The organism is Alteromonas sp. AWQ4_252 (assembly GCF_056158205.1).
In genome coordinates this window covers 1,912,102-1,932,596 of sequence record NZ_JBSWSV010000001.1, presented here as the reverse complement: position 1 = coordinate 1,932,596, position 20,495 = coordinate 1,912,102, and the positions used below count along the sequence as shown (strand labels likewise).

The 20,495-nt window shown below is 52.8% G+C and carries 1 protein-coding gene; it reads left to right on the top strand.

Annotated features, from left to right (window positions below):
* Positions 1–247: 247 nt before the first annotated feature.
* The gene (locus tag ACXACM_RS08575) at positions 248–20,440 is read left to right on the top strand and encodes a beta strand repeat-containing protein (protein WP_474821094.1); all 20,193 of its coding nucleotides are present in this window, start codon (positions 248–250) and stop codon (positions 20,438–20,440) included.
* Positions 20,441–20,495 lie beyond the last annotated feature (55 nt).

Below are 20,495 nucleotides of genomic sequence, written 5' to 3'. Positions count from 1 at the left end.
CAACCTCCAACCTGAAGCGAGAACACTTCAGGAAGCATTAAAACCAGCCTGAACTTCTTATCATTAAAGGTAGACACGGTTTTCTGGTCTCGCAAATAGACTAAAGTAGAACTTATTACGCAACAATATTTAAACTAATAAATACCGAAAAAAGACAGTGAGTTACGCTCTCCCCGTACCTAGGTACAGGGTCGTATTTTCTATTTGCGCTAGCTTTCTATACATAATACGAGCTAGGTAACGAAATATGCTAAATGTCATCAATGTCACAGGTAACGTAACTGCTACTCTTTCTAACGGTGAGCAAATCTCCGTATCCGAAGGGGATATTCTGCCGTCTGACGCCCAAATCATCTCTTCTGATGGGGGTACTATACTCACTGAACAAGCAGGCGAAATTACTTTGCAGCCCGGTTTCCCTCAGCTTGTGGCTAACGTTGAATTGGTGCAAGCGTCTCTGTTTGACAATGAAAATGTGGTTTATGACGACACATTAAATGACGTTTTCGCAGATATTAATGGTGAATCGCCCAGTACTGCCGCTGCAGACATCGACACACTGTTAGCCGGCGATGGCGATATTCTCGACGCCCTTGAGGAAACAGCTGCAGGGGGAGCAGGTGGTGGCGGCGGTGGCGGTGCCACTTTTGTTCAATTGAGTAGAATTGCAGAAGATGTTGAGCCTCTGACATTTGACTATACCCCTGAAGTTGGCAGCCCACAGGACATCGAAGGCGACACTATTGGACAAGGTTCCACGCAGGAGCCTACCACAATAGATAATTTTACTGTAAGTGATGGCTTTCCTCCTGTGGTTTCCGGGGAAACCAACCTTGATCCAAACACACCCATTACTATTTCTGTGATCGATGAAAATGGCGATAGCACGTTAGTCGAGGCACAAACCGATGAAGATGGAAACTTTAATTTCTCCCTGCCAGACACGCTTGAAGATGGAAATATTACAGTGGTGGTAGAAGTGCCCGATCCACAGCAAGGTAGTATCGTTGTTTCAGAGACAGTGACCATTGATGGGACAGCGCCAGGGTTAACTATTGATCCTATTGATGTCACAAATAACCCGTTGCCTGAAATAAGCGGTACTAGTGATTTACCTTCAGGTAGCGAAGTATCAGTAGAAATTTTTGACGCTGCGGGAAATACCCAAACGCTAACTGCATTAGTACTTGAGGACGGAAGCTTTTCGGTTACCCCGTTGACATCACTCAGTGAAGGTGAATTTACGATAAATGTTTCCGCTACAGACGCTGCAGGTAATACAACATCTCTCAGCGCTGGTGGAGAAGCAGATTTTACAGCACCCACATTGGAAGCAAGTATAAATAACAGCGATCCAACCAGTACTGTCATTTCTGGGAATTCAGATTTACCAGCAGGCAGCAACATTTCAATAGTTGTGACTGACGCAAACGGTAATGAACAAACTTTTGATGTTCAAGCCACTGAAGATGGCACATTTACCCTTATTTTAGACGACACATTTGAAGCAGGAGAGTACGCTGTGGCAGTCTCTGCCACCGATACGGCAGGCAATACTGTCGATGTCACTGAGACATTTGCAATTGCTGACAGCAGTCCATCCGAATCAGAAGATACGCCACCAGCAAGTGATGACCTCGCGGATCCGTCCCCAGTAGAAGATGGCACTACCCCATCCACTGGTGAAGATGGCTCATCGCCGACCATTACTATTACGATAGACTCAGTAGGTGCAGTTAGCGATTCAACGCCCATCATTTCGGGTACCACAGATCTGCCTGCCGGTGAAACAGTCACCTTAACCGTCACCGATGCCAATGGTGATGAACAAACCGTCACCGCAACCGTACAACCTGATGGGTCGTTCAGTGCCGATGTGCCCGCCGAATTGGCTGAAGGGGAATTTACTATCACCGCTGAGGCGACCGATGCCGCCGGTAATACCAGCACGACTTCAACGTCAGGCACAGTGGATACCACTGCACCCACCGTTACGCTGGATGCACAAGGCACTGGCAACGATACTACGCCTACCATTTCGGGTAGCACAGATCTGCCTCCCGGTGAAACGGTCACCTTAACCGTGACCGATGCCAATGGTGATGAACAAACCGTCACCGCAACCGTACAACCTGATGGGTCGTTCAGTGCCGATGTGCCCGCCGAATTGGCCGGAGGGGAATTTACTGTCACCGCTGAAGTGACTGATGCCGCAGGGAATACGACTACCACTACCCTTTCGGGTGGCGAAGTCGATACAACAGCGCCTACCGTTACCCTGGATGCACAAGGCACTGGCAACGATACTACGCCCACCATTTCGGGTACCACAGATCAGCCCGCCGGTGAAACGGTCACCTTAACCGTCACCGATGCCAACGGCGACACACAAACGATAACAGCAACGGTGCAGCCTGATGGGTCGTTCAGTGCCGATGTGCCCGCCGAATTGGCCGAAGGGGAATTTACCGTCACCGCTGAAGTGACTGATGCCGCAGGGAATACGACTACCACTACCCTTTCGGGTGGCGAAGTCAACACAGCAGCACCCACGGTCACACTTGATGGACAAGGCACTGGCAACAATACTACGCCCACCGTTTCGGGAACTACCGATCTGCCTGCCGGTGACTCAGTCACATTAACCGTCACTGACGCTAACGGGGACACTCAAACCGTCACCGCAACGGTGCAGCCTGATGGGACGTTCAGTGCCGATGTACCCGCCGATTTGGCTGAAGGGGAATTTACTGTCACCGCTGAGGCGACTGATGCCGCAGGGAATACGACTACCACTACCCTTTCGGGTGGCGAAGTCGATACAACAGCGCCTACCGTTACCCTGGATCCCCAAGGCACTGGCAACGATACTACGCCTACCATTTCGGGTAGCACAGATCTGCCTCCCGGTGAAACGGTCACCTTAACCGTCACCGATGCCAATGGGGATGAACAAACCATCACCGCAACCGTACAACCTGATGAGTCCTTCAGTGCTGATGTGCCCGTTGAATTGGCGGAAGGGGAATTTACCGTCACCGCAGAAGCGACTGATGCCGCAGGGAACACAACTACCACTACCCTTTCGGGTGGCGAAGTCAACACAGCAGCACCCACGGTCACACTTGATGCACAAGGCACTGGCAACGATACTACGCCTACCATTTCGGGAACTACCGATCTGCCCGCCGGTGAAACGGTCACCTTAACCGTGACCGATGCCAATGGTGATGAACAAACCGTTACCGCAACCGTACAACCTGATGGCAGCTTTAGTGCTGATGTGCCTACCGAATTGGCTGAAGGGGAATTTACTGTCATCGCAGAAGCGACTGATGCTGCAGGGAACACAACTACCACTACCCTTTCGGGTGGCGAAGTCAACACAGCATCACCCACGGTCACACTTGATGCACAAAGCACTGGCAACGATACTGCGCCCACCATTTCGGGAACTACCGATCTGCCCGCCGGTGACTCCGTCACATTAACTATTACGGATGCGAATGGTGATGAACAAACCGTTACCGCAACCGTACAACCTGATGGCAGCTTTAGTGCTGATGTGCCCGCCGAATTGGCGGAAGGCAACTTCACCGTCACCGCTGAAGTGACTGATGCCGCCGGTAATACCGGCACGACCTCAACCTCAGGCACAGTGGATACCACTGCACCCACCGTTACCCTGGACGCACAAGGCACTGGCAACGATACTACGCCTGCCATTTCGGGAACTACCGATCTGCCTGCCGGTGACTCCGTCACATTAACTATTACGGATGCGAATGGTGATGAACAAACCGTTACCGCAACCGTACAACCTGATGGTTCGTTCAGTGCAGATGTGCCCGCCGAATTGGCTGAAGGGGAATTTACTGTCACCGCTGAAGTGACTGATGCAGCAGGGAACACAACTACCACTACCCTTTCGGGTGGCGAAGTCAACACAGCAGCACCCACGGTCACACTTGATGCACAAGGCACTGGCAACGATACTACGCCTACCATTTCGGGAACTACCGATCTGCCTGCCGGTGACTCCGTCACATTAACTATTACGGATGCGAATGGTGATGAACAAACCGTTACCGCAACCGTACAACCTGATGGTTCGTTCAGTGCAGATGTGCCCGCCGAATTGGCTGAAGGGGAATTTACTGTCACCGCTAAAGTGACTGATGCAGCAGGGAACACAACTACCACTACCCTTTCGGGTGGCGAAGTCAACACAGCAGCACCCACGGTCACACTTGATGCACAAGGCACTGGCAACGATACTACGCCCACCATTTCGGGTACCACAGATCTGCCTGCTAGTGAATCAGTCACCTTAACCGTGACCGATGCCAATGGTGATGAACAAACCGTCACCGCAACCGTACAACCTGATGGGTCGTTCAGTGCCGACGTACCCGCCGAATTGGCCGAAGGGGAATTTACCGTCACCGCTGAAGTGACTGATGCCGCAGGGAACACAACTACCACCACCCTTTCGGGTGGCGAAGTCAACACAGCAGCACCAACTATTACACTAGATCAGCAAGGCACCGGCAATGACACTACGCCCACAATTTCGGGGACTACCGATCTCCCTGCCGGTGAATCAGTCACGTTGACCGTCACTGATGCCAATGGCGACACGCAAACCGTCACGGCAACGGTACAACCTGATGGGTCGTTTAGTGCCGACGTACCCGACGAATTAGCCGAAGGGGCATTTACCGTTTCCGCTGAAGCCACCGATGTGGCGGGCAATACCGGCACGGCGTCAACCTCAGGCACAGTGGATACCACCGCCCCCACCATTACACTGGATGAACAAGGCACTGGCAACGATACTACGCCCACTATTTCAGGGACTACCGACCTGCCTGCCGGTGAGTCAGTTACGTTAACCGTCACTGGTGCCAACGGCGACACACAAACCGTCACCGCAACCGTACAACCTGATGGGACGTTCAGTGCCGATGTGCCCGTTGAATTGGCGGAAGGGGAATTTACCGTCACCGTTGAAGCGACTGATGCTGCAGGGAATACTGGCACGACCTCAACCTCAGGTACAGTGGATACCACTGCACCCACCATTACGCTTGATGCACAAGGCACTGGCAACGATACTACGCCCACCATTTCGGGAACTACCGATCTGCCCGCCGGTGACTCCGTCACATTAACTATTACGGATGCGAATGGTGATGAACAAACCGTTACCGCAACCGTACAACCTGATGGCAGCTTTAGTGCTGATGTGCCTACCGAATTGGCTGAAGGTGAGTTCATTGTAGATGTGACCGCAACTGATGCTGCCGGTAATACCGGCACGACCTCAACCTCAGGCACAGTGGATACCACTGCACCCACCGTTACCCTGGACGCACAAGGCACTGGCAACGATACTACGCCTGCCATTTCGGGTAACACAGATCTGCCTGCCGGTGAAACGGTCACCTTAACCGTCACCGATGCCAATGGTGATGAACAAACCGTCACCGCAACCGTACAACCTGATGGGTCGTTCAGTGCCGATGTACCCGTTGAATTGGCGGAAGGGGAATTTACTGTCACCGCTGAGGCGACTGATGCCGCAGGGAATACGACTACCACTACCCTTTCGGGTGGCGAAGTCGATACAACAGCGCCTACCGTTACCCTGGATCCCCAAGGCACTGGCAACGATACTACGCCCACCGTTTCGGGAACTACCGATCTACCTGCCGGTGAAACGGTCATCTTAACCGTGACGGATGTCAACGGCGACACACAAACGATAACAGCAACGGTGCAGCCTGATGGCTCATTTAGTGCTGATGTACCCGCCGAATTGGCGGAAGGCAACTTCACCGTCACCGCTGAAGCGACTGATGCGGCAGGTAATACCGGTACGACCTCAACGTCAGGCACTGTGGATACCACTGCACCCACCGTTACCCTGGACGCACAAGGCACTGGCAACGATACTACGCCCACCATTTCGGGAACTACCGATCTGCCCGCCGGTGAAACGGTCACCTTAACCGTCACCGATGCCAATGGTGATGAACAAACCGTCACCGCAACGGTGCAGCCTGATGGGACGTTCAGTGCCGATGTGCCCGCCGAATTGGCTGAAGGTGAGTTTACTGTAGATGTGACCACAACTGATGCTGCCGGTAATACCGGCACGACCTCAACCTCAGGCACAGTGGATACCACTGCACCCACCGTTACCCTAGACGCACAAGGCACTGGCAACGATACTACGCCTGCCATTTCGGGTAACACAGATCTGCCTGCCGCTGAAACGGTCACATTAACCGTGACCGATGCCAACGGCGACACACAAACGATAACAGCAACGGTGCAGCCTGATGGGACGTTCAGTGCAGATGTGCCCGCCGCATTGGCTGAAGGCAACTTCACCGTCACCGCGGAAGTGACTGATGCGGCAGGTAATACCGGCACAGCGTCAACCTCAGGCACAGTGGATACCACTGCACCCACCGTTACGCTGGATCCTCAAGGCACTGGCAACGATACTACGCCCACCATTTCGGGAACTACCGACCTCCCTGCCGGTGAAACGGTCACGTTAACCGTGACCGATGCCAATGGCGACACGCAAACCGTCACCGCAACCATACAACCTGATGGGTCGTTCAGTGCTGATGTACCCGCTGAATTAGCCGATGGGGAATTTACTGTCACCGCAGAAGCGACTGATGCTGCAGGAAATACAACTACCACTACCCTTTCGGGTGGCGAAGTCAACACAGCAGCACCCACGGTCACACTTGATGCACAAGGCACTGGCAACGATACTACGCCTACCATTTCGGGAACTACCGATCTGCCCGCCGGTGAAACGGTGACCTTAACCGTCACCGATGCCAATGGTGATGAACAAACCGTCACCGCAACCGTACAACCTGATGGGTCGTTCAGTGCCGATGTGCCCGCCGAATTGGCCGAAGGGGAATTTACCGTCACCGCTGAAGTGACTAATGCCGCCGGCAATACCGGCACAGCGTCAACGTCAGGCACAGTGGATTCCACTGCACCCACCATTACGCTGGATGCACAAGGCACTGGCAACGATACTACGCCCACCATTTCGGGAACTACCGACCTCCCTGCCGGTGAAACGGTCATCTTAACCGTCACCGATGCCAATGGGGACACTCAAACCGTCACCGCAACCGTACAACCTGATGGGTCGTTCAGTGCTGATGTACCCGCTGAATTAGCCGATGGGGAATTTACTGTCACCGCAGAAGCGACTGATGCTGCAGGAAATACAACTACCACTACCCTTTCGGGTGGCGAAGTCAACACAGCAGCACCCACGGTCACACTTGATGCACAAGGCACTGGCAACGATACTACGCCTACCATTTCGGGAACTATCGATCTGCCCGCCGGTGAAACGGTGACCTTAACCGTCACCGATGCCAATGGTGATGAACAAACCGTCACCGCAACCGTACAACCTGATGGGTCGTTCAGTGCCGATGTGCCCGCCGAATTGGCGGAAGGGGAATTTACCGTCACCGCTGAAGTGACTAATGCCGCCGGCAATACCGGCACAGCGTCAACGTCAGGCACAGTGGATTCCACTGCACCCACCATTACGCTGGATGCACAAGGCACTGGCAACGATACTACGCCCACCATTTCGGGAACTACCGATCTCCCTGCCGGTGAAACGGTCATCTTAACCGTCACCGATGCCAATGGGGACACTCAAACCGTCACCGCAACCGTACAACCTGATGGGTCGTTCAGTGCTGATGTACCCGCTGAATTAGCCGATGGGGAATTTACTGTCACCGCAGAAGCGACTGATGCTGCCGGTAATACCGGCACGACCTCAACCTCAGGCACAGTGGATACCACTGCACCCACCGTTACGCTGGATGCACAAGGCACTGGCAACGATACTACGCCCACCATTTCGGGAACTACCGATCTGCCCGCCGGTGAAACGGTCACCTTAACCGTCACTGATGCTAACGGGGACACTCAAACCGTCACCGCAACGGTGCAGCCTGATGGGACGTTCAGTGCCGATGTGCCCGCCGAATTGGATGAAGGTGAGTTCACTGTAGATGTGACCGCAACTGATGCTGCCGGTAATACCGGCACGACCTCAACCTCAGGCACAGTGGATACCACTGCACCCACCGTTACGCTGGATGCACAAGGCACTGGCAACGATACTACGCCCACCATTTCGGGTAACACCGATCTGCCCGCCGGTGAAACTGTCATCTTAACCGTGACGGATGTCAACGGCGACACACAAACGATAACAGCAACGGTGCAGCCTGATGGGACGTTCAGTGCAGATGTGCCCGCCGAATTGGCTGAAGGTGAGTTCACTGTAGATGTGACCGCAACTGATGCTGCCGGTAATACCGGCACGACCTCAACCTCAGGCACAGTGGATACCACTGCACCCACCGTTACGCTGGATGCACAAGGCACTGGCAACGATACTACGCCCACCATTTCGGGAACTACCGATCTGTCCGCCGGTGAAACGGTCACCTTAACCGTCACTGATGCTAACGGGGACACTCAAACCGTCACCACAACGGTGAAGCCTGATGGGACGTTCAGTGCCGATATGCCCGCCGAATTGGCTGAAGGTGAGTTCACTGTAGATGTGACCGCAACTGATGCTGCCGGTAATACCGGGACAGCATCAACCTCAGGTACAGTGGATACCACTGCACCCACGGTCACACTTGATGCACAAGGCACTGGCAACGATACTACGCCCACCATTTCGGGTAGCACAGATCTGCCTGCCGGTGAAACGGTCACGTTAACCGTGACCGATGCCAATGGGGACACTCAAACCGTCACCGCAACCGTACAACCTGATGGGACGTTCAGTGCCGATATGCCCGCCGAATTGGCGGAAGGGGAATTTACCGTCACCGCTGAAGTGACTGATGCTGCCGGTAATACCGGCACGACCTCAACCTCAGGCACAGTGGATACCACTGCACCCACCGTTACGCTGGATGCACAAGGCACTGGCAACGATACTACGCCCACCATTTCGGGAACTACCGATCTGCCTGCCGGTGACTCCGTCACATTAACTATTACGGATGCGAATGGTGATGAACAAACCGTTACCGCAACCGTACAACCTGATGGCAGCTTTAGTGCTGATGTGCCTACCGAATTGGCTGAAGGGGAATTTACCGTCACCGCTGAAGTGACTAATGCCGCCGGTAATACCGGCACAGCGTCAACGTCAGGCACAGTGGATTCCACTGCACCCACCATTACGCTGGATGCACAAGGCACTGGCAACGATACTACGCCCACCATTTCGGGAACTACCGATCTGCCTGCCGGTGACTCCGTCACATTAACTATTACGGATGCGAATGGTGATGAACAAACCGTTACCGCAACCGTACAACCTGATGGCAGCTTTAGTGCTGATGTGCCTACCGAATTGGCTGAAGGTGAGTTTACTGTAGATGTGGCCGCAACTGATGCCGCAGGGAATACCGGCATGGCTTCAACCTCAGGTAGAGTGGATACCACTGCACCCACCGTTACCCTGGATGCACAAGGCACTGGCAACGATACTACGCCCACCATTTCGGGAACTACCGATCTGCCCGCCGGTGAAACGGTCAACTTAACCGTCACTGATGCTAACGGGGACACTCAAACCGTCACCGCAACGGTGCAGCCTGATGGGACGTTCAGTGTTGATGTGCCCGCCGAATTGGCTGAAGGTGAGTTTACTGTAGATGCGGCCGCAACTGATGCTGCCGGTAATACCGGCACGGCTTCAACCTCAGGCACAGTGGATACCACTGCACCCACCGTTACGCTGGATCCTCAAGGCACTGGCAACGATGCTACGCCCACCATTTCGGGAACTACCGATCTGCCCGCCGGTGAAACGGTCACCTTAACCGTCACTGATGCTAACGGGGACACTCAAACCGTCACCGCAACGGTGCAGCCTGATGGGACGTTCAGTGCCGATGTGCCCGCCGAATTGGCTGAAGGTGAGTTCACTGTAGATGTGACCGCAACTGATGCTGCCGGTAATACCGGCACGACCTCAACCTCAGGCACAGTGGATACCACTGCACCCACCGTTACGCTGGATGCACAAGGCACTGGCAACGATACTACGCCCACCATTTCGGGTAACACCGATCTGCCCGCCGGTGAAACGGTCATCTTAACCGTGACGGATGTCAACGGCGACACACAAACGATAACAGCAACGGTGCAGCCTGATGGGACGTTCAGTGCAGATGTGCCCGCCGAATTGGCTGAAGGTGAGTTTACTGTAGATGCGGCCGCAACTGATGCTGCCGGTAATACCGGCACGACCTCAACCTCAGGCACAGTGGATACCACTGCACCCACCGTTACGCTGGATGCACAAGGCACTGGCAACGATACTACGCCCACCATTTCGGGAACTACCGATCTGCCCGCCGGTGAAACGGTCACCTTAACCGTCACTGATGCTAACGGGGACACTCAAACCGTCACCACAACGGTGAAGCCTGATGGGACGTTCAGTGCCGATATGCCCGCCGAATTGGCGGAAGGGGAGTTTACCGTCACCGCTGAAGTGACTGATGCTGCCGGTAATACCGGCACAGCATCAACCTCAGGTACAGTGGATACCACTGCACCAACCGTCACGCTGGATCCCCAAGGTACTGGCAACGATACTACGCCTGCCATTTCGGGAACTACCGATCTGCCCGCCGGTGAAACGGTCACCTTAACCGTCACTGATGCTAACGGGGACACTCAAACCGTCACCGCAACGGTGCAGCCTGATGGGACGTTCAGTGCCGATGTGCCCGCCGAATTGGCTGAAGGTGAGTTCACTGTAGATGTGACCGCAACTGATGCTGCCGGTAATACCGGCACGACCTCAACCTCAGGCACAGTGGATACCACTGCACCCACCGTTACGCTGGATGCACAAGGCACTGGCAACGATACTACGCCTACCATTTCGGGAACTACCGATCTGCCTGCCGGTGACTCCGTCACATTAACTATTACGGATGCGAATGGTGATGAACAAACCGTTACCGCAACCGTACAACCTGATGGCAGCTTTAGTGCTGATGTGCCTACCGAATTGGCTGAAGGTGAGTTTACTGTAGATGTGGCCGCAACTGATGCCGCAGGGAATACCGGCATGGCTTCAACCTCAGGTAGAGTGGATACCACTGCACCCACCGTTACCCTGGATGCACAAGGCACTGGCAACGATACTACGCCCACCATTTCGGGAACTACCGATCTGCCCGCCGGTGAAACGGTCAACTTAACCGTCACTGATGCTAACGGGGACACTCAAACCGTCACCGCAACGGTGCAGCCTGATGGGACGTTCAGTGTTGATGTGCCCGCCGAATTGGCTGAAGGTGAGTTTACTGTAGATGTGACCGCAACTGATGCTGCCGGTAATACCGGCACGACCTCAACCTCAGGCACAGTGGATACCACTGCACCCACCGTTACACTGGATGCACAAGGCACTGGCAACGATACTACGCCTACCATTTCGGGAACTACCGATCTGCCCGCCGGTGAAACGGTCACCTTAACCGTCACTGATGCTAACGGGGACACTCAAACCGTCACCGCAACGGTGCAGCCTGATGGGACGTTCAGTGTCGATGTGCCCGCCGAATTGGCTGAAGGGGAGTTTACTGTCACAGCTGAAGTGACTGATCCGGCAGGTAATACCGGCACAGCGTCAACCTCAGGCACAGTCGATACTACGCCCCCCGCAGTTAGTCTCAACATTACGACAACATACGATGACGCCACCCCTTTAATTTCTGGTAGTCTGGACATTCCAGAAGGAAATCTCGTCTCGATTACTGTTACTGATGCTAGAGATAACGTACAAACATTCAGCGCACCTGTAACTGCAGATGGCACATTCAATATCGAAGTACCCTCTGACTTGGCTGAAGGGGACTTTACGGTAACAACAACAGCCACTGATGAGGCAGGCAATACAGCGACAGCTACAGCCACTGGGAATGTTGATTTGGCAGCACCATACTTGTACATTGATCCGATAAACACAACTAATGACAACTCCCCCACTATTTCGGGAGCTACCGATGTTGGCGTAGGCACAATAGTTCTGCTAATTGTGACTGACGCCAATGGTATTGAATATAACCTTTCTACCCTTGTACAAGCTGATGGGAGTTGGAGCACAGATGCGCCAGTACTACCTGACGGTTCTTTGAGTGTGCAAGTTCAAGTTTTGGATGAAGCTGGCAATATCATCAATGTAAGCGCTGCAGGAACAATTGATACGGCAAACCCTGGAATCAGTCTGGATACATTTCTTAACACTAACGACGTGCAACCAACTATTTCCGGCACTTCGGATGAACTGGGCGCAAGCGTTGTAGTTGTGCTGACTGACGGATTGGGCATAGAGCAAACTTTATCAGCTACCGTTCAGCCAGACGGAACTTGGTCAGTGAAAGTGCCTTCAGACCTTAATGAAGGAGTTCTCACTATTGAAGCGTCAATAGTAGACGACGCTGGCAATTTAGCAACCGTGTCTACATCAGGGTTGATAGATCTCACTCTGCCACTGCTCAACATCAATCCGTTAGCGAACTTGAACAGTGATACGCCGCTTATCTCAGGGACGTCCGATGAAATTGGCGCGTTGATCAGTATTGCTACCACCGACAGCAATGGCGATACCCAATCCTTCACCACCACCGTTTTAGGTGATGGCACCTGGTCTATCGCGTTACCAGCAGCAGCGTCCGAAGGCCTACTGGATGTGAACGTGTCCGTGCTGGATGATGCAGGCAATGTCGCGACCGTATCTACATCAGGCTTGATCGATCTCACTTTGCCTCTGCTCAATCTTAACCCGCTGGCGAACTTAAACAGTGACACCCCGCTTATCTCAGGCACCTCAGATGAAATTGGCGCAGAAATTAACATTGCAACCACGGATAGCAATGGCGATACCCAGTCCTTCACCACCACCGTTTTAGGTGATGGCACCTGGTCTATCGCGTTACCAGCAGCAGCGTCCGAAGGCCTACTGGATGTGAACGTGTCCGTGCTGGATGATGCAGGCAATGTGGCAACGGTCAGTACCTCTGGCCTCATCGACTTGACGTTGCCATTGCTCAACATCAACCCGCTGGCAAACTTAAACAGTGATACGCCATTGATCTCAGGGACGTCCGATGAAATTGGCGCAGTAATTAACATTGCAACCACGGATAGCAATGGCGATACCCAATCTTTCACCACCACCGTTTTAGGTGATGGCACCTGGTCTATCGCGTTACCAGCAGCGGCCTCAGAAGGCCTACTGGATGTGAATGTGTCTGTGCTGGATGATGCAGGCAATGTCGCGACCGTATCTACATCAGGCTTGATAGATCTCACTTTGCCTCTGCTCAATCTTAACCCGCTGGCTAACTTAAACAGTGACACCCCGCTTATCTCAGGCACCTCAGATGAAATTGGCGCGTTGATCAGTATTGCTACCACCGACAGCAATGGCGATACCCAGTCCTTCACCACCACCGTCTTAGGTGATGGCACCTGGTCAATCGTACTACCGACCTCAGCGTCCGAAGGTTTACTGGATGTGAACGTGTCTGTGCTGGATGATGCGGGTAATGTGGCAACGGTCAGCACCTCTGGCCTCATCGACTTGACGTTGCCATTGCTCAACATCAACCCGCTGGCAAACTTAAACAGTGATACGCCATTGATCTCAGGGACGTCCGATGAAATTGGCGCAGTAATTAACATTGCAACCACGGACAGCAATGGTGATACCCAGTCCTTAACCACCACCGTTTTAGGTGACGGCACCTGGTCTATCGCGTTACCAGCAGCAGCGTCCGAAGGCCTACTGGATGTTAACGTGTCCGTGCTGGATGATGCAGGCAATGTGGCAACGGTCAGCACCTCTGGCCTCATCGACTTAACGTTACCATTACTGAACATCAACCCACTGGCGAACTTGAACAGCGATACCCCGCTTATCTCAGGCACCTCAGATGAAATTGGCGCGTTGATCAGTATTGCTACCACCGACAGCAATGGCGATACCCAATCTTTCACCACCACCGTCTTAGGTGATGGCACCTGGTCAATCGTACTACCGACCTCAGCGTCCGAAGGTTTACTGGATGTGAACGTGTCTGTGCTGGATGATGCGGGTAATGTGGCAACGGTATCTACATCAGGCTTGATAGATCTCACTCTGCCACTGCTCAACATTAACCCGCTGTCCAATCTCAACAGCGATACCCCACTCATCTCAGGCACCTCAGATGAAATTGGCGCAGTAATTAACATTGCAACCACGGACAGCAATGGTGATACCCAGTCCTTAACCACCACCGTTTTAGGTGACGGCACCTGGTCTATCGCGTTACCAGCAGCAGCGTCCGAAGGCCTACTGGATGTTAACGTGTCCGTGCTGGATGATGCAGGCAATGTGGCAACGGTCAGCACCTCTGGCCTCATCGACTTAACGTTACCATTACTGAACATCAACCCACTGGCGAACTTGAACAGCGATACCCCGCTTATCTCAGGCACCTCAGATGAAATTGGCGCGTTGATCAGTATTGCTACCACCGACAGCAATGGCGATACCCAATCTTTCACCACCACCGTCTTAGGTGATGGCACCTGGTCAATCGTACTACCGACCTCAGCGTCCGAAGGTTTACTGGATGTGAACGTGTCTGTGCTGGATGATGCGGGTAATGTGGCAACGGTCAGCACCTCTGGCCTCATCGACTTAACGTTACCATTACTGAACATCAACCCACTGGCGAACTTGAACAGCGATACCCCGCTCATCTCAGGCACCTCAGATGAAATTGGCGCAGTAATTAACATTGCAACCACGGACAGCAATGGTGATACCCAGGCCTTCACCACCACCGTTTTAGGTGATGGCACCTGGTCTATCGCGCTACCAGCAGCGGCGTCCGAAGGCTTATTGGATGTGAATGTGTCTGTGCTGGATGATGCGGGTAATGTGGCAACGGTATCTACATCAGGCTTGATAGATCTCACTCTGCCACTGCTCAACATTAACCCGCTGTCCAATCTCAACAGCGATACCCCACTCATCTCAGGCACCTCAGATGAAATTGGCGCGTTGATCAGTATTGCTACCACCGACAGCAATGGCGATACCCAATCTTTCACCACCACCGTCTTAGGTGATGGCACCTGGTCTATCGCGTTACCAGCAGCGGCGTCCGAAGGCTTACTGGATGTGAACGTGTCCGTACTGGATGATGCAGGCAATGTGGCAACCGTATCTACATCAGGCCTCATCGACTTAACGTTACCATTACTGAACATCAACCCACTGGCGAACTTGAACAGTGATACGCCATTAATCTCAGGGACGTCCGATGAAATTGGCGCAGTAATTAACATTGCAACCACGGATAGCAATGGCGATACCCAATCTTTCACCACCACCGTTTTAGGTGATGGCACCTGGTCTATCGCGCTACCAGCAGCGGCGTCCGAAGGCTTATTGGATGTGAATGTGTCTGTGCTGGATGATGCAGGCAATGTGGCAACGGTCAGTACCTCTGGCCTCATCGACTTAACGTTACCATTACTGAACATCAACCCACTGGCGAACTTGAACAGCGATACCCCGCTTATCTCAGGGACGTCCGATGAAATTGGCGCGTTGATCAGTATTGCTACCACCGACAGCAATGGCGACACACAGGCCTTCACCACCACCGTCTTAGGTGATGGCACCTGGTCTATCGCGTTACCAGCAGCGGCGTCCGAAGGCTTACTGGATGTGAACGTGTCCGTACTGGATGATGCAGGCAATGTGGCAACCGTATCTACATCAGGCCTCATCGACTTAACGTTACCATTACTGAACATCAACCCACTGGCGAACTTGAACAGCGATACCCCGCTTATCTCAGGGACGTCCGATGAAATTGGCGCGTTGATCAGTATTGCTACCACCGACAGCAATGGCGACACACAGGCCTTCACCACCACCGTCTTAGGTGATGGCACCTGGTCTATCGCGTTACCAGCAGCGGCGTCCGAAGGCTTACTGGATGTGAACGTGTCCGTACTGGATGATGCAGGCAATGTGGCAACCGTATCTACATCAGGCCTCATCGACTTAACGTTACCATTACTGAACATCAACCCACTGGCGAACTTAAACAGCGATACGCCATTAATCTCAGGGACGTCCGATGAAATTGGCGCAGTAATTAACATTGCAACCACGGACAGCAATGGTGATACCCAGGCCTTCACCACCACCGTTTTAGGTGATGGCACCTGGTCTATCGCGCTACCAGCAGCGGCGTCCGAAGGCTTATTGGATGTGAATGTGTCTGTGCTGGACGATGCAGGTAATGTGGCAACGGTATCTACATCAGGCTTGATAGATCTCACTCTGCCTCTGCTCAACATCAACCCACTGGCGAACTTGAACAGCGATACGCCACTCATCTCAGGGACGTCCGATGAAATTGGCGCAGTAATTAACATTGCAACCACGGACAGCAATGGTGATACCCAGGCCTTCACCACCACCGTTTTAGGTGATGGCACCTGGTCTATCGCGCTACCAGCAGCGGCGTCCGAAGGCTTATTGGATGTGAATGTGTCTGTGCTGGACGATGCAGGTAATGTGGCAACGGTATCTACATCAGGCTTGATAGATCTCACTCTGCCTCTGCTCAACATCAACCCACTGGCGAACTTGAACAGCGATACGCCACTCATCTCAGGGACGTCCGATGAAATTGGCGCAGTAATTAACATTGCAACCACGGACAGCAATGGTGATACCCAATCTTTCACCACCACCGTTTTAGGTGACGGCACCTGGTCTATCGCGTTACCAGCAGCAGCGTCCGAAGGCCTACTGGATGTTAACGTGTCCGTGCTGGATGATGCAGGCAATGTGGCAACGGTCAGCACCTCTGGCCTCATCGACTTAACGTTACCATTACTGAACATCAACCCACTGGCGAACTTGAACAGCGATACCCCGCTTATCTCAGGCACCTCAGATGAAATTGGCGCGTTGATCAGTATTGCTACCACCGACAGCAATGGCGATACCCAATCTTTCACCACCACCGTCTTAGGTGATGGCACCTGGTCAATCGTACTACCGACCTCAGCGTCCGAAGGTTTACTGGATGTGAACGTGTCTGTGCTGGATGATGCGGGTAATGTGGCAACGGTCAGCACCTCTGGCCTCATCGACTTAACGTTACCATTACTGAACATCAACCCACTGGCGAACTTGAACAGCGATACCCCGCTCATCTCAGGCACCTCAGATGAAATTGGCGCGTTGATCAGTATTGCTACCACCGACAGCAATGGCGACACACAGGCCTTCACCACCACCGTCTTAGGTGATGGCACCTGGTCTATCGCGTTACCAGCAGCGGCGTCCGAAGGCTTACTGGATGTGAACGTGTCCGTACTGGATGATGCAGGCAATGTGGCAACCGTATCTACATCAGGCCTCATCGACTTAACGTTACCATTACTGAACATCAACCCACTGGCGAACTTAAACAGCGATACGCCATTAATCTCAGGGACGTCCGATGAAATTGGCGCAGTAATTAACATTGCAACCACGGACAGCAATGGTGATACCCAGGCCTTCACCACCACCGTTTTAGGTGATGGCACCTGGTCTATCGCGCTACCAGCAGCGGCGTCCGAAGGCTTATTGGATGTGAATGTGTCTGTGCTGGACGATGCAGGTAATGTGGCAACGGTATCTACATCAGGCTTGATAGATCTCACTCTGCCTCTGCTCAACATCAACCCACTGGCGAACTTGAACAGCGATACGCCACTCATCTCAGGGACGTCCGATGAAATTGGCGCAGTAATTAACATTGCAACCACGGACAGCAATGGTGATACCCAGGCCTTCACCACCACCGTTTTAGGTGATGGCACCTGGTCTATCGCGCTACCAGCAGCGGCCTCAGAAGGCCTACTGGATGTGAATGTGTCCGTACTGGATGATGCGGGTAATGTGGCAACGGTATCTACATCAGGCTTGATCGATCTCACTCTGCCTCTGCTCAACATCAACCCACTGGCGAACTTGAACAGCGATACCCCACTTATCTCAGGCACCTCAGATGAAATTGGCGCAGTAATTAACATTGCAACCACGGATAGCAATGGCGATACCCAATCTTTCACCACCACCGTTATAGGTGATGGCACCTGGTCTATCGCGTTACCAGCAGCGGCCTCAGAAGGCCTACTGGATGTGAATGTGTCTGTGCTGGATGATGCAGGCAATGTCGCGACCGTATCTACATCAGGCTTGATCGATCTCACTTTGCCTCTGCTCAATCTTAACCCGCTGGCGAACTTGAACAGTGATACGCCATTAATCTCAGGGACGTCCGATGAAATTGGCGCAGTAATTAACATTGCAACCACGGATAGCAATGGCGATACCCAATCTTTCACCACCACCGTCTTAGGTGATGGCACCTGGTCTATCGCGTTACCAGCAGCGGCGTCCGAAGGCTTACTGGATGTGAATGTGTCTGTGCTGGATGATGCAGGCAATGTGGCAACGGTCAGTACCTCTGGCCTCATAGACTTAACGTTACCATTACTGAACATCAACCCACTGGCGAACTTGAACAGCGATACGCCACTCATCTCAGGCACGTCCGATGAAATTGGCGCACTTCTCAGTATTGCAACCACGGATAGCAATGGCGATACCCAATCTTTCACCACCACCGTTTTAGGTGATGGCACCTGGTCTATCGCGCTACCAGCAGCGGCGTCCGAAGGCTTATTGGATGTGAATGTGTCTGTGCTGGATGATGCGGGTAATGTGGCAACGGTCAGTACCTCTGGCCTCATCGACTTAACGTTACCATTACTGAACATCAACCCACTGGCGAACTTGAACAGTGACACGCCGCTGATCTCAGGCACCTCAGATGAAATTGGCGCGTTGATCAGTATTGCTACCACCGACAGCAATGGCGACACACAGGCCTTCACCACCACCGTCTTAGGTGATGGCACCTGGTCTATCGCGTTACCAGCAGCGGCGTCCGAAGGCTTACTGGATGTGAACGTGTCCGTACTGGATGATGCAGGCAATGTGGCAACCGTATCTACATCAGGCCTCATCGACTTAACGTTACCATTACTGAACATCAACCCACTGGCGAACTTAAACAGCGATACGCCATTAATCTCAGGGACGTCCGATGAAATTGGCGCAGTAATTAACATTGCAACCACGGACAGCAATGGTGATACCCAGGCCTTCACCACCACCGTTTTAGGTGATGGCACCTGGTCTATCGCGCTACCAGCAGCGGCGTCCGAAGGCTTATTGGATGTGAATGTGTCTGTGCTGGATGATGCGGGTAATGTGGCAACGGTATCTACATCAGGCTTGATAGATCTCACTCTGCCACTGCTCAACATTAACCCGCTGTCCAATCTCAACAGCGATACCCCACTCATCTCAGGCACCTCAGATGAAATTGGCGCACTTCTCAGTATTGCAACCACGGACAGCAATGGTGATACCCAATCTTTCACCACCACCGTCTTAGGTGATGGCACCTGGTCTATCACGTTACCAGCAGCGGCCTCAGAAGGCCTACTGGATGTGAATGTGTCTGTGCTGGATGATGCGGGTAATGTGGCAACGGTCAGCACCTCTGGCCTCATCGACTTGACGTTGCCGCTACTTACTGTTGATGCGATTGGGCTAATCAATGATGCTACGCCGACTATCAGCGGTACGTCTGACGAAATTGGTGCACAAGTATCCATTCTCGCTACAGAAAGTGATGGTTCAACTCAATCGTTCGATACTATCGTTCAGAATGATGGTACATTTAATGTCGATATTCCCACGGATGTAGCTGAAGGGATCCTCAATGTAGATGTCACCGTGCTCGACCTCGCTGGAAACCTGTCGCTAGTGCAAATTAACGGTGAAATTGATATTACACCGCCTTCTTTGGCAGTAACACAAACACCAACACTGCTGTCTCCGGTTGTTTCTGGCACCGCTGATCCTGAATCAGTAGGTCTTTACGTCGATGTAGATGTGACCGCTAATATATTGGGGCTAGAAACAAACTTGTCGTTGAGAGCACAAATACAAGAAGACGGAACCTGGACAACCTTGCCCATCGCAGATCTGGGAGTTGGGCCTGTTTCTTTATCTGTATCCTTGGAAGACGAAGCTGGCAACATGACGTCCATCAATGAGACTGCCAGTGTTTCTATATTGGCTCCAGAGAGCGGTGGAGAAAGTGCTTCAACTGACCCTGGTACGGACCCGCTGGTAACTGTGAATTTACTGGGTAACAATATCGATATTTGATGAAGAGGCACTTATCAGTAAGCAAATGAGTTTTGCTGATAAGTGCCTGTCACGC